This is a genomic window from Pseudomonas sp. B16(2017), assembly GCF_002113205.1.
Classification (GTDB): Bacteria; Pseudomonadota; Gammaproteobacteria; order Pseudomonadales; family Pseudomonadaceae; genus Aquipseudomonas; species Aquipseudomonas pharyngis.
The window spans coordinates 1-12636 of sequence record NZ_NEKA01000028.1 but is presented as its reverse complement, the minus strand read 5'-3'; the positions used below and the strand labels follow the sequence as shown (position 1 = coordinate 12636).

12 protein-coding genes are annotated in these 12636 nt (G+C 59.7%); 2 read left to right on the top strand and 10 right to left on the bottom strand.

All coding sequences use genetic code 11. From position 1 onward, the window contains the following. The 10 genes from CAG25_RS27920 to CAG25_RS27875 form a co-directional block, all read right to left on the bottom strand. Window positions 1-1962 carry a DUF4105 domain-containing protein gene (locus CAG25_RS27920; protein ID WP_064592546.1) on the bottom strand — a complete coding sequence of 654 codons (1962 nt, stop codon included), beginning with the start codon at window positions 1960-1962 and terminating at the stop codon, window positions 1-3. Continuing rightward, window positions 1959-2279: a DUF2388 domain-containing protein gene (locus CAG25_RS27915; protein WP_039764795.1), complete on the bottom strand. Its 321-nt coding sequence runs from the start codon at window positions 2277-2279 to the stop codon at window positions 1959-1961. The genes CAG25_RS27920 and CAG25_RS27915 overlap by 4 nt, the downstream gene beginning before the upstream one ends. A gap of 27 nt (window positions 2280-2306) precedes the next feature. Then, complete coding sequence (locus tag CAG25_RS27910) at window positions 2307-2615, bottom strand: DUF2388 domain-containing protein (RefSeq protein WP_085613552.1); 309 nt, start codon at window positions 2613-2615, stop codon at window positions 2307-2309. A 107-nt stretch (window positions 2616-2722) separates the two neighbouring features. After that, on the bottom strand, window positions 2723-3040 hold the full coding sequence (locus tag CAG25_RS27905; protein WP_007953908.1) for a DUF2388 domain-containing protein: 318 nt from the start codon (window positions 3038-3040) through the stop codon (window positions 2723-2725). Window positions 3041-3372: 332 nt separating this feature from the next. Next, window positions 3373-3588, bottom strand: a complete 216-nt coding sequence (locus CAG25_RS27900; protein ID WP_011331828.1) for a DUF1127 domain-containing protein — start codon at window positions 3586-3588, stop codon at window positions 3373-3375. Between the two features lie 321 nt (window positions 3589-3909). Beyond that, the gene (locus CAG25_RS27895) at window positions 3910-5403 is read right to left on the bottom strand and encodes an acetyl-CoA hydrolase/transferase family protein (RefSeq protein WP_064592552.1); all 1494 of its coding nucleotides are present in this window, start codon (window positions 5401-5403) and stop codon (window positions 3910-3912) included. 214 nt (window positions 5404-5617) lie between these two features. After that, on the bottom strand, window positions 5618-7051 hold the full coding sequence (locus CAG25_RS27890) for an NAD(P)(+) transhydrogenase (Re/Si-specific) subunit beta (RefSeq protein ID WP_085613551.1): 1434 nt from the start codon (window positions 7049-7051) through the stop codon (window positions 5618-5620). Continuing rightward, window positions 7051-7371, bottom strand: coding sequence for an NAD(P) transhydrogenase subunit alpha (locus CAG25_RS27885; protein WP_003220416.1), 321 nt, complete (start codon window positions 7369-7371; stop codon window positions 7051-7053). Before CAG25_RS27885 ends, CAG25_RS27890 begins: the two co-directional genes overlap by 1 nt. A 15-nt stretch (window positions 7372-7386) precedes the next feature. Next, window positions 7387-8508 carry a Re/Si-specific NAD(P)(+) transhydrogenase subunit alpha gene (locus CAG25_RS27880; RefSeq protein WP_085613550.1) on the bottom strand — a complete coding sequence of 374 codons (1122 nt, stop codon included), beginning with the start codon at window positions 8506-8508 and terminating at the stop codon, window positions 7387-7389. A 434-nt stretch (window positions 8509-8942) separates the two neighbouring features. Beyond that, the gene (locus tag CAG25_RS27875) at window positions 8943-9842 is read right to left on the bottom strand and encodes a LysR family transcriptional regulator (protein WP_085613549.1); all 900 of its coding nucleotides are present in this window, start codon (window positions 9840-9842) and stop codon (window positions 8943-8945) included. Window positions 9843-10000: 158 nt separating this feature from the next. On the opposite strand from CAG25_RS27875, the gene CAG25_RS27870 reads away from it, so the two are divergent. Continuing rightward, entirely contained in the window at window positions 10001-11182 is a 1182-nt protein-coding gene (locus tag CAG25_RS27870) for an acyl-CoA dehydrogenase (RefSeq protein WP_007953903.1), read from the top strand. 13 nt (window positions 11183-11195) lie between these two features. After that, on the top strand, window positions 11196-12416 hold the full coding sequence (locus CAG25_RS27865) for a CaiB/BaiF CoA-transferase family protein (protein ID WP_085613548.1): 1221 nt from the start codon (window positions 11196-11198) through the stop codon (window positions 12414-12416). Window positions 12417-12636 lie beyond the last annotated feature (220 nt).

The following is a 12636-nucleotide window of genomic DNA, read 5'->3' as shown; positions in this document are numbered from 1 at the left end:
TCAGGGCAACTCCAATCCGCCCGAGGCTTTGTGCAGTTTGCGCAGATGCTCGCCGATCTGCTTCACGTTGGCCTCGCTGGCCGCAATCTCGGCTGCTCGTTTGGGTTCCAGTAACGCGCGCACTTCCTTATCCAGATCGCCGGTCAAGGCCAGCAATTGTTTCTGGCGCTGGCTGCTTTCCGCTTCCAGTCGGCTGAATTCGCTCGGTTGCGGCAGGCCATAACCTCGGGAGTCGAGCAATTCTGCCGGTCGGCTGAGGAAGCCGCTGTTGGCGAGAATCTGCTGCAAGGTGGCGTTGGCCTTGTCCATGCCTCCGTTCTCCAGCTCACGGGCGCCGAGGTAGCGTTGCTTGACTTCATCCTGAGCGAGCAACAGTTGGCGGCGGAAACTGGCCTGTTCCAGCAATAGCAGTGCGGCACTGGTGCGCAGGTCGGCCCGTTCGAACCATGGACGACGCTCCTCGGCAGAGAGCGAAAGCCATTCTTCAACGGTTGTCTGCTTGATCGGCAATTGCTTCTTCAACACATCGAACATCGCTTGATATCGATCACGGAACGAGTCGAAGCGATAACCCAGGCGCAGCGCCTCTTTCGGATCATCGAGCACGCTGGTGTCGGCCAGGCCTCGCCCCTTCAGCACTTCCAGCAAACCGTTGGGCATGATGCTGTCGAGGCCGGTCAACCGGGCGTTATTGCTGCCGCTGCGCAGCAGTTTCAAGCCTTCGACCGCACAGTTGTTGGAGAGGAAGAAGTAATTGCCGTCGTAGCTCCAGTGCATTTCGGCGGCGTGTTCGACCACGCCCTCGATTTCGCTGCGAGAGAGATTCAGCGGCACCGACGCCAAGCTGCGCAGTTCGGTCTTGGTGTATTCGTCGATCACCTGCGCCAGCGGCAGCACGAACAGTCGCGAAGGGTACTTGCCGACCAGCCCGTCCCAGCTCGACAGCTGCACGTCGCCGACGAAAGCGCGGTACGACAACACCAGATGCTGATCCAGATCCAGTCGGCAGTCCGGCCCGCGTGGCCGGCCCGGTGCGCAGATCACCAGACGCAACATGCTGTGGCCCCAACGGCTGACCCAGTTCTGGTTGGCTTCGGCCAACAGGTAATCCACCGCGTACACGCGTTCCGGATCGACCTGGCCCAGGGGCTGTTTGGCAAAGTCGTTGCCGGCATTGAGGAAAGCGAAGGTTTTGGCGCATTCATCCTTTGCTGGCGGTGCCCAGCCGAAGTGTTCCTGGTAATAGCGATACAGCGCCGGGCGCCGGCAGGCGTAGCTCGGGTCGAGGAGAAAGTACTCCATGTTGACCGCGACAAACTCCTTCGGGCTGGAGATTTCGTAGAGGTCGGGGCTGCGGGCAATCTGCCGGTTGTGCTGTTCCCGCTCTCCTCGTCGCCCGACGTATTGCTGCCAGCCAGCGAGGTCTAGCAGGCGTGGATCATCGCTGAGGGTGAAGCGCCGACCGTTCTGGCCTCGGCATTCATCGGGAATGCCGATCAGCCCGGCGCTGTTATTGCGCCGGGTGCAGCGCTGGATCAGCGTGCGTTCGGCCGCCGGCCACAAGCGCGCGCGATCGTAAATGTGGGTGATTTCGTGCAGCACCGTGGCCAGCAGTTCCCGGCGTACGGTGCCGTGGGGACGATTGGTCTTTTCCTTTGCCGCACTGCCGTCGGTGAGGCTGGCGAGCAGTTTGCGGTTCAGGTCCAGCTCGGAGACGAGGGTCGCCTGACCGTAGGCGTTGCCGGGCATGTCGTCGGTCCAGCCGACATCGATGCGCCGATCCAGGCGTTCGATGAAGCTCGGCGGCAATGCCTGCATGGCTTCATCGAGCAGCGCCTGGCTGGCCTGTTGTTGGGCGGGGCTCAAGCCATCGGTCTTGAGCCGCAATTGCAGGCCGGCGTGGGCGCTGTTGCCAAGCAGCAACAACGCCCCGGCCAGCAGCCAGGCGCCGAGTGACCTCACAGTGCGAGGATGGCTTCGGCGAGTACCTGATCACTGGCGTCGCGGGCTTCCGGCACGCGGGTACGCAAGGTCTTGAAGGCCGCTTCCAGGTTTGCACCACGGATATCACCGTCGCTGGCCACGAAACTGGCAGCGTCGTCATGGGCTTCGCGGATGATTTTCGAATCGCGAATCGACGTAGTGGTGTCGGAGGTGAAATCGATGGTGCGCTGGGAGGCGCGGACGATGATGTTACTGGTGGCTACCAGGGTGTGTGCCTGGGCCATATCGGCCAACAACAGCAGGCCAAGGGCGGCAGCAATCAGCGGGCTACGCATGGAACGACTCCGAAAGGACAGGGATGACTATTGGACGAGAATTGCCTGTGCCAGTTCAAGGTCGCTGACATGAAGTTTTGGCCGGCTCTTGCGCAAGTAATGCAGCGCAGATTCGAGCTGTGCGCCGCGCATCTGGCCGTCACTGGCAACGAACGCTGCGGCATCGTCGTGCGCGGCGATGATCAGTTTACGGTCGAACGGTGCGGACGAAACCATGCCCGTGGCCCAGACGCTGACCACGGTGTTCTGTGTGGACACATCGAAGGCGTCTGCCAGAGGAACCCAGCAGGCGGTGAGCAGTACAGAAGGAATAAGCAGATTTGAAAGAAAACGCATGGGACTCGGCAACTGTTGGCGAGTCCCAAGGCTAGCGCAATGCCCGGACTAGAGCCAGCGCCGAAACATCGGGACACGACCGGCGTGTCCCGCGATGCCCCTGTCGCTTAGATCGTCAGAATGGCCTGGGCCAGCTGTGCGTCGGTCGCGTTCAGTTGCGGAGCCTGATGACGGATGTGATCCAGTGCGCTCTCCAGTTTCACGCCACGGATTTCACCTTCGCTGGCCACGAAGCTGGCAGCGTCGTCACGGGCAGCGAGCACGATCTTGTCGTCACGGAAGGACGAAGTAACGTCGGAGGTGGCATCTGAAGAAGACTTGAGCGCGCCAACCACGGCGTCGGTGGTCACGATGAAGCTGGTTGCGCTGGCGTTGGCAGCGACGGCCAGCAGGGCGGCGGCGCTAAGAAGACGAAGACGGGACATGGGGGAACTCCTGTGGATAAACCGTATTGAGAGGTGGCTCGGTGTCTGAAGGTCAGACGCCAGTTGCACAGCATTCGCCACGTTCTGAATGGAGCTTAGGCTTCCGTTGCAACTTCGCACAGTGGTCAGGATGCTGGCCTGAACCGATTTCTCGTAACTGTACCTGTCTTGCATTTAATTATGAGAACTGTACCTGTCCGTTGATCGAGGGTGGCTACTCGGTTTTCTCAGGCCACAAACGACAAGACCCGTCGCGGTTTCCCGCGACGGGTCTTGTTTATTCAATTCGGGTTGCTGGCGGTGGGTCTAGCGACCAGAGCCAGCGACGCTGATTAGCGCCAGAACGGCTTGCTCAGCTCTTCGTAGCGTTGTGCTTCGCTGATACCGGCATCGGCCAGCAGACGCGAGTCCAGACGAGCCAGTTGGTGGCGGCTGGAAATGCGGCGCTGCCACAACATCAGGTTGGCGATAACGCGCAGAGGCAGGGAAGCCTGGGTTTTTACAGCTTTGTCTTCGAAGAACAGTTCGGAACTGAGTGTACGTTCCATGGTTGACATCCTTCCGCTTGTGGCGGGATTAGGTAGTGGTTTAACTGGTGCCCATGATCCTCTCGTTTGGCCAGACTCTCTAGATACAGTTCACCTGTATTGTGAGTGACCAGTTAACTGTTTATAGGGGGTGTACGGGTCAAAATTGCGCAAACTGTACCTGTCTGCGCTTATTTGGTGCATTTTGACCGGTTTCGATGATGTGAGTAGGTAAAAGCCGTAGGAAATGACCGGCACAGCAGTACAGTTTTTGACGATTGCAGTGGGTTTCAAAATCCCGCTGGCGAAACTGTGTTTGCGCCAGCGGAAAATCTGTGCGGATTACACCGCCAGCATGCGTCCGGTTTCTTCCAGATTGATGTGCCAGCTCAGGGCGTCACGCAGAATGTGCGGGGTGTGGCCGCCGATCGCGCAGGCTTTGTCGAAGTAGTCGTTCAGCGCCTGGCGGAAGTCCGGGTGCACACAGTTGTCGATGATCACCCGGGCGCGTTCCCGTGGCGCCAGGCCGCGCAGGTCGGCCAGGCCCACCTCGGTCACCAGGATGTCGACGTCATGCTCGGTATGGTCGACGTGGCTGACCATCGGCACCACGCTGGAAATCGCGCCGCCCTTGGCGATCGACTTGGTCACGAACACCGCCAGGTGTGCGTTGCGAGCGAAGTCGCCCGAGCCACCGATGCCGTTCATCATCCGCGTGCCGCAGACGTGGGTCGAGTTGACGTTGCCATAGATGTCGAACTCAAGGGCCGTGTTGATGCCGATGATGCCCAGACGCCGCACCACTTCCGGGTGGTTGGAGATCTCTTGCGGGCGCAGTACCAGTTTGTCCTTGTACTTCTCCAGGTTGCCGAACACGTCGCTGTTGCGCCGCTCAGACAGGGTGATCGAACTGCCCGAAGCAAAGCTCAGCTTACCGGCGTCGATCAGGTCGAAGGTCGAGTCCTGCAGCACTTCGGAATACATGGTCAGGTCTTCGAACGGCGAATCGATCAGCCCGCACATCACCGCGTTGGCAATGTTGCCGATCCCGGCCTGCAGCGGGCCGAGCTTGTTGGTCATGCGCCCGGCATCGACTTCCTGTTTGAGAAAGGTGATCAAGTGATCGGCGATGGCTTTGGTGTCGACATCCGGTGAGGACACGGTGGACGGCGAGTCCGACTGCTGGGTGATGACGATGGCGACGATCTTCTCTGGCGGGATCGGGATCGCGGTGCTGCCGATGCGGTCGTCAACCTTTACCAGCGGGATCGGCGTGCGGGTCGGGCGATAGGTCGGGATATAGATGTCGTGCAGACCTTCGAGGTTGGCGTTGTGCGCCAGGTTGATCTCGACGATCACGTGTTTGGCGAAGATCGCGAAGCTCGCCGAGTTACCCACCGAAGTGGTCGGCACGATGTGGCCCTGTTCGGTGATGGCCACGGCTTCGATGACGGCGATGTCCGGCAGCTTCAGTTGCTGGTTGCGTAATTGCTCGACGGTTTCCGACAGGTGCTGGTCGATGAACATCACTTCGCCGGCGTTGATTGCCTTGCGCAAGGTGCTGTCGACCTGAAACGGCATGCGCCGGGACAGCACGCCAGCCTCGGTCAGTTGCTTGTCGAGGTCGTTGCCCAGACTGGCGCCGGTCATCAGGCTGATCTTCAGCGGCGTGACCTTGGCTCGCTCGGCCAGCGCATGGGGCACGGCCTTGGCTTCGCCGGCGCGGGTGAAGCCGCTCATGCCGACGGTCATGCCGTCCTCAATCAGCGCAGCGGCGTCGGCGGCGCTCATCACTTTATCCAACAACGAAGGCAGGCGAATACGGTCACGGTACATGGATTATTTTCTCGGGCAGCGAGTAGCAGGATGCGCAGTCTAGTGAATTTCGCGAGCGCCTGTCCCGCTACCAAGGTCGCAAACGAGGCGTCTATTTAGCGGGTTTCAAGTAAAACACCGTTACTGGATCTGCAACAACGTGGCAAATTGTCCGACGGTTTGCGCAAACAAAAACGCCCCGACAAGTCGGGGCGTCCGGTAAGCAGAGAGCGAGTTACTCGACCGCTTTGACCATGTCTTCGATGACTTTTTTCGCGTCGCCGAACACCATCATGGTCTTGTCCAGGTAGAACAGTTCGTTGTCCAGACCGGCATAGCCGCTGGCCATCGAGCGCTTGTTGACGATGATGGTCTTGGCCTTGAACGCTTCGAGGATCGGCATGCCGGCAATCGGCGATTTCGGATCGTTCTTGGCGGCCGGGTTCACCACGTCGTTGGCGCCGAGCACCAGCACCACGTCGGCCTGACCGAACTCGGAGTTGATGTCTTCCATCTCGAACACCTGGTCGTACGGCACTTCGGCCTCGGCCAGCAGTACGTTCATGTGGCCAGGCATCCGACCGGCCACCGGGTGGATCGCGTATTTCACGGTCACGCCATGGTGGGTCAGCTTCTCTGTCAGCTCTTTCAATGCGTGCTGTGCACGGGCCACCGCCAGGCCGTAACCCGGAACGATGATCACGGTGTCGGCGTTGGTCAGCAGGAACGTCGCGTCGTCAGCCGAACCGGATTTCACCGGACGGGCTTCCTTCTCACCGGCAGGACCGGCGTCTGCTGTATTGCCGAAACCGCCGAGCAATACATTAAAGAAGGAACGGTTCATCGCCTTGCACATGATGTACGAGAGGATCGCACCGCTCGAACCCACCAGCGAGCCGGCAATGATCAGCATCGAGTTGTTCAGCGAGAAGCCGATACCCGCCGCTGCCCAGCCGGAATAGCTGTTGAGCATCGACACCACCACCGGCATGTCGGCGCCGCCGATCGGGATGATGATCAGCACGCCCATGACGAACGCCAGAGCCAGCATCAGGGCGAACGCGGCGAGGTTGCCGGTCAACATGAAGGTAACACCGAGGATCAGCGTCGCCAGCCCCAGTACCGCGTTCAGCTTGTGCTGACCGCTGAACTGTACCGGTGCACCCTGGAACAGACGGAACTTGTATTTGCCCGACAGCTTGCCGAAGGCGATCACCGAACCGGAGAAGGTGATTGCACCGATGGCTGCGCCGAGGAACAGCTCCAGACGGTTACCCGCCGGGATCGAGTCACCCAGTTGCTTGACGATGCCCAGCGACTGCGGCTCGACCACCGCCGCAATGGCGATGAACACCGCTGCCAGACCGATCATGCTGTGCATGAACGCAACCAGTTCCGGCATCTTGGTCATTTCAACGCGCTTGGCCATGATCGAACCGGCGGTGCCGCCGATCAGCAGGCCGACGATCACGTAACCGATGCCTGCGGTCGCCAGCTCAGCGCCCAGCTTATAGATGAGGCCGACCGTGGTGATGATTGCCAGCGCCATGCCGAGCATGCCGAACAGGTTGCCGCGGCGCGACGTGGTCGGGTGCGACAAACCCTTGAGGGCCTGGATGAAGCAGATCGACGCGATCAGGTAGAGCGTCGTGACGAGGTTCATGCTCATTACTTAGGCGCCTCTTCTTTTGCTTTCGGGGCTTTCTTCTTGAACATCTCAAGCATGCGGCGGGTGACCAGGAAGCCACCGAACACGTTGACCGCGGCCAGTGCCACGGCGAGAGTGCCCATGGTCTTGCCCAGCGGGGTGACGGTCAGGGCTGCAGCGAGCATGGCGCCGACGATCACGATCGCCGAAATGGCGTTGGTCACTGCCATCAAAGGCGTGTGCAGCGCGGGTGTTACGTTCCAGACCACGTGGTAACCGACATAAATCGCCAGCACGAAGATGATCAGGTTGTAGATACCGGGGGAGATAAGCTCTTCCATCGTCTGAATCCCTGCTTAGGCGTTTTTGCGGATGACTTGGCCGTCGCGGCACATCAGGCATGCAGCGACGATGTCGTCTTCGAGGTTAACTTCGAACTGGCCTTCTTTGGTGAAGACCAGCTTCAGGAAGTCCAGCAGGTTGCGTGCGTACAGCGCCGAGGCGTCTGCGGCGACTTCACCGGCGAGGTTGGTCGGGCCGACGATGGTCACGCCGTTCTCGATCACGACCTGATCGGCCACGGTCAGCGGGCAGTTGCCACCCTGGGCTGCCGCGAGGTCGATGACCACCGAGCCGGGTTTCATCTGCGCGACGGTGTCCGCACTCAGCAGCGTCGGTGCCTTGCGGCCCGGGATCAGTGCGGTGGTGATGACAATGTCAGCCTGCTTGGCGCGCTCGTGCACGGCCTGGGCCTGACGCTGCATCCAGCTCGCCGGCATCGGGCGTGCGTAGCCGCCGACGCCGACCGCGCATTCGCGTTCTTCATCGGTCTCGTAAGGCACGTCGACGAACTTGGCGCCGAGGGATTCGATCTGTTCCTTCACGGCCGGACGTACGTCGGACGCTTCGATGACGGCACCCAGACGTTTCGCCGTGGCAATCGCCTGCAACCCGGCCACACCGGCCCCCAGAATCAGCACGCGCGCCGCTTTCACGGTGCCCGCAGCGGTCATCAGCATCGGCATGAAGCGCGGATAGTAGTGAGCAGCCAGCAGCACGGCTTTATAGCCGGCAATGTTCGCCTGGGACGACAACACGTCGAGGCTCTGGGCCCGGGAGGTACGTGGCGCCGCTTCCAGGGAGAACGCGGTAATCCCGCACTCGGCCATCTTCGCGATGGTGTCGTTGTTGAACGGGTTGAGCATGCCCACCAGCACCGTTCCGCGCTTGATCAGCGTCAGTTCGGCATCGCTTGGCGCGACCACTTTGAGAATCAGCTCGGCGCCAAACGCGTCATTGGCACTGCCAATGGTTGCGCCTGCCGCTTCATAGGCACTGTCGACAACGCTGGCTTTAACGCCGGCGCCGGTTTGCACAGTGACCTTATGACCTTGGCTGATCAGCTTTTTAATGGTTTCCGGGGTTGCAGCAACCCGTGTTTCACCGGTCTGGGTTTCGAGAGGAACACCAATGTGCACGTCAAATCTCCTGCGTGATCTTATTGAGTAAACCCATGCACTACGGATGGTGCGACTGGGGCGGCCGATCAGCACGATCCCGCCAAATCTGGGCGGGGCGCGGCATTTTGCAGGCGAAGTTTATGCCCTTCAAGGGATTATGACGGGTGACGGAAAATTAACTACAAGTCATCCCGTGACCGAATGTCGCAGATGGCCAGTTGAATCCCTTGCAGGCCGTGCCTTTCAAGGAGTCTGGATGAATTTGAAGAATTTTCTCATCGGTGACGTGAATAGGCCGCAATGCGTCGCGAATGAGGGCGCAAAGCCACGTCGTCAGGCGCTTGTGGGACGTCTGTACGACTTTCGGATACAGTCTGTCTATTTGCGACAAATAGTTATATCTGTAGGGCTTTGATTTTCCTGACTACGGGGTTAGCAATCGCTGAAGCCCTTTAGCCTTCTAGGTTGTAGCTGTGTGCCTGGTTCACCAGCCAATCGCGAAAGGCCTTGAGTGACGCCGATTCGACCTTTCGCTCCGGAATCATCAGGTAATACGCCTTGATGCTGGAGAGTGCGTTCGGGTTGGCAATCACCAGGCGTTTTTCGGCCAGTTCGCGCTGAATCAGGAACGGTGGGATTAGCGCGATGCCCATGTCGTGCATGGCCGCCTGAGCCAGCATGGAGAATAGTTCGTAGCGCGGACCTGTCATGTCGCGTGGGATGTTCAGGTGTTGCGAGTTGAACCATTGCCGCCAGGCGTACGGGCGGGTGGTTTGCTGGAGCAGCGGCAGATCGGCGATTTCCTCGGGTGTCAGATGCGTCTTGTTGCCGAGCAGGGCGGGACTGCACACCGGCATCGGATTCTCGCCCATTAGCCTGTGGGATTCGGTACCCGACCAGTCGGCATCGCCAAAGTAGATGGCGGCATCGAAGTCAGTGTCGGCAAACAGGAACGGGCGCGTGCGGTTGGTCAGGTTGACTGTCACTTCCGGGTGCTTGAGCTGGAAGTCCTTCAGTCTTGGCAACAGCCATTGCGTGCCGAAGGTGGGCACCACGGCGAGCTCGATCACATTGGTGCCTTGCTGACCCATCACCGACAGGGTGTCGCGTTCTACGGCATCGAGTTGGGTCGCTACTCGACGGCTGTAGGAAAGCCCCGCTTCCGTCAGCTTCACTCCGCGACGCGAGCGCCGGAAAAGTTCGACGCTGAGGAAATCTTCCAGGCTGGCGATCTGTCGGCAAATGGCGCCCTGGGTGAGGGAAAGTTCTTCGGCGGCCTTGGTAAAGCTCTCGTGACGGGCAGCGGCCTCGAAGCTGATCAGGGCGGTGGTGCTGGGGATCTTGCGGCGCATGTACGTCAACCTCACTAATACATCGCTCAATCGGCATTTCGCGACGTTTCGGAGTGAGAAATTAGCACAACAGGATGCGAAATCCTCGTTTGCCGGGACAGCGAAGCGGGCCTAGGATCAATGCCACGTTAATTCACCCGATTTGCGAGGACTCACTCATGGGCGGTAAAGCTAGCTTCAACTGGATCGATCCCCTGCTGCTGGATCAACAGCTGACTGAAGAAGAACGCATGATCCGCGACACTGCCGAGCAATTCGCCCAGCAGAGCCTCGCTCCACGTGTTCTTGAAGCCTTCCGCCATGAGAAGACCGATCCGGCGATCTTCCGTGAAATGGGTGAGGTCGGCCTGTTGGGCGCGACCATCCCCGAGCAGTACGGTGGCAGCGGCCTCAACTACGTCAGCTATGGCCTGATTGCCCGTGAAGTCGAGCGTGTCGACTCCGGCTACCGTTCGATGATGAGTGTGCAGTCTTCGCTGGTGATGGTGCCGATCAACGAGTTCGGCACCGAAGCACAGAAGCAGAAGTACTTGCCGAAACTGGCTTCCGGCGAGTGGATCGGTTGCTTCGGTCTGACCGAGCCTAATCACGGTTCCGACCCGGGCGCGATGATTACGCGTGCACGCAAAGTCGACGGCGGCTACAGCCTGACTGGTGCCAAGATGTGGATCACCAACAGCCCAATCGCCGATGTGTTCGTGGTCTGGGCCAAGGACGATGCTGGCGATATTCGCGGTTTCGTTCTGGAGAAGGGCTGGAAAGGCCTGAGCGCTCCGGCGATTCACGGCAAGGTTGGCCTGCGGGCTTCGATCACCGGCGAAATCGTCATGGACAACGTGTTCGTGCCGGAAGAGAACATCTTCCCGGATGTACGTGGTCTTAAAGGTCCGTTCACCTGCCTCAACTCCGCACGTTATGGCATTTCCTGGGGGGCGCTGGGCGCGGCCGAGTTCTGCTGGCACACCGCTCGCCAGTACACCCTGGATCGTCAGCAGTTCGGCCGACCGTTGGCTGCCACTCAGTTGATCCAGAAGAAGCTGGCTGACATGCAGACTGAGATCACTCTGGCGCTGCAAGGCTGCCTGCGTCTGGGTCGCATGAAAGATGAGGGCACCGCTGCCGTTGAAATCACTTCGATCATGAAGCGCAACTCTTGCGGCAAGTCTCTGGATATCGCGCGCATGGCGCGTGACATGTTGGGCGGCAACGGGATCTCTGATGAGTTCGGTGTGGCCCGTCACCTGGTCAACCTGGAAGTGGTGAATACCTATGAAGGTACGCACGACGTTCACGCGTTGATCCTCGGTCGTGCGCAGACCGGCCTGCAGGCGTTCTATTAATAGGAGAACGACCATGGGCGCGCTGTCGCATCTGCGGGTACTGGATTTATCGCGAGTGCTGGCCGGCCCGTGGGCCGGTCAGATCCTGGCCGATCTCGGGGCGGAAGTGATCAAGGTCGAGCGCCCAGGTAATGGTGACGATACCCGCGCCTGGGGGCCGCCCTTCCTGAAAGACGCTTACGGCGAGAACACCAGCGAGGCGGCTTATTACCTGTCGGCCAATCGCAACAAGCAATCGGTGACGATCGACTTCACGCGTCCCGAGGGTCAGAAGCTGGTACGGGAGTTGGCCGCCAAGTCCGACATCCTTATAGAAAACTTCAAGGTGGGTGGTCTGGCGGCTTATGGCCTGGATTACGAGTCGTTGAAGGCAATCAATCCGGATCTGATCTATTGCTCGATCACCGGCTTCGGTCAAACCGGACCGTATGCCAAGCGTGCGGGCTATGACTTCATGATCCAGGGCCTCGGCGGGCTGATGAGTCTGACCGGTCGGCCCGAAGGTGATGAGGGTGCGGGGCCGGTGAAGGTGGGTGTGGCGCTCACGGATATCCTGACGGGGCTGTATTCGACCGTGGCGATTCTGGCAGCGCTGGCCCACCGTGATCACGATGGTGGTGGGCAGCATATTGATATGGCTTTGCTGGATGTGCAGGTGGCGTGCCTGGCCAACCAGGCGATGAACTACCTGACGACGGGCACTGCGCCAAAGCGGCTGGGTAATGCGCATCCGAACATCGTGCCGTATCAGGATTTTCCTACGGCTGACGGTGACTTCATTCTCACGGTGGGTAATGACGGGCAGTTCCGCAAGTTCGCCGAAGTGGCGGGGCAACCGCAGTGGGCGGACGATCCGCGTTTCGCGACTAATAAGCTGCGAGTGGCGAATCGGGCCGTCCTGATTCCGCTGATCCGCCAGGCGACCGTCTTCAAGACCACCGCAGAGTGGGTGAGTCAGCTGGAGCAGGCGGGCGTGCCATGCGGGCCGATCAATGATCTGTCACAGGTGTTCGAGGATCCGCAGGTGAAATCGCGCGGGTTGGCGATCGAGCTGCCTCACGCGCTGGCGGGGATGGTGCCGCAGGTGGCTAGCCCGATTCGGTTGTCGCGGACTCCTGTCGAGTATCGCCGTGCGCCTCCTTTGTTGGGGGAGCATACCTTGGAGGTTTTGCAGCGGGTGCTGGGGCTGGGAGCGGGTGCAGTGGCTGCGATGACAGAGGATGGAGTGCTCTGAGAGTTCTCTCTATATAGAAGGGATATTGAATCCTTCTTCTATATAGAGGGAGTTGGATGTTTTTTGGTCTATCTGCAAGTTATTGAAAGAAAAGCGAAATTAAGGGTTGACGGCGAACTCTAGAGGTCTATAATTCGCCCCACTTCCGGCGCAGTCGAAACGGAAAACTCCTTGAGATTCAATGAGTTAAGTAGGTTTCGATAGTAGATCGCTTCAGTTC

What these genes read in the sequence shown, in the direction of transcription:
- CAG25_RS27915 (WP_039764795.1), bottom strand. Translation starts at nt 2,279, where the DNA reads ATGCGTAGCCCGCTGATTGCTGCCGCCCTTGGCCTGCTGTTGTTGGCC.
- CAG25_RS27910 (WP_085613552.1), bottom strand. Translation starts at nt 2,615, where the DNA reads ATGCGTTTTCTTTCAAATCTGCTTATTCCTTCTGTACTGCTCACCGCC.
- CAG25_RS27905 (WP_007953908.1), bottom strand. Translation starts at nt 3,040, where the DNA reads ATGTCCCGTCTTCGTCTTCTTAGCGCCGCCGCCCTGCTGGCCGTCGCT.
- CAG25_RS27900 (WP_011331828.1), bottom strand. Translation starts at nt 3,588, where the DNA reads ATGGAACGTACACTCAGTTCCGAACTGTTCTTCGAAGACAAAGCTGTA.
- CAG25_RS27895 (WP_064592552.1), bottom strand. Translation starts at nt 5,403, where the DNA reads ATGTACCGTGACCGTATTCGCCTGCCTTCGTTGTTGGATAAAGTGATG.
- CAG25_RS27890 (WP_085613551.1), bottom strand. Translation starts at nt 7,051, where the DNA reads ATGAGCATGAACCTCGTCACGACGCTCTACCTGATCGCGTCGATCTGC.
- CAG25_RS27885 (WP_003220416.1), bottom strand. Translation starts at nt 7,371, where the DNA reads ATGGAAGAGCTTATCTCCCCCGGTATCTACAACCTGATCATCTTCGTG.
- CAG25_RS27875 (WP_085613549.1), bottom strand. Translation starts at nt 9,842, where the DNA reads ATGCGCCGCAAGATCCCCAGCACCACCGCCCTGATCAGCTTCGAGGCC.
- CAG25_RS27870 (WP_007953903.1), top strand. Translation starts at nt 10,001, where the DNA reads ATGGGCGGTAAAGCTAGCTTCAACTGGATCGATCCCCTGCTGCTGGAT.
- CAG25_RS27865 (WP_085613548.1), top strand. Translation starts at nt 11,196, where the DNA reads ATGGGCGCGCTGTCGCATCTGCGGGTACTGGATTTATCGCGAGTGCTG.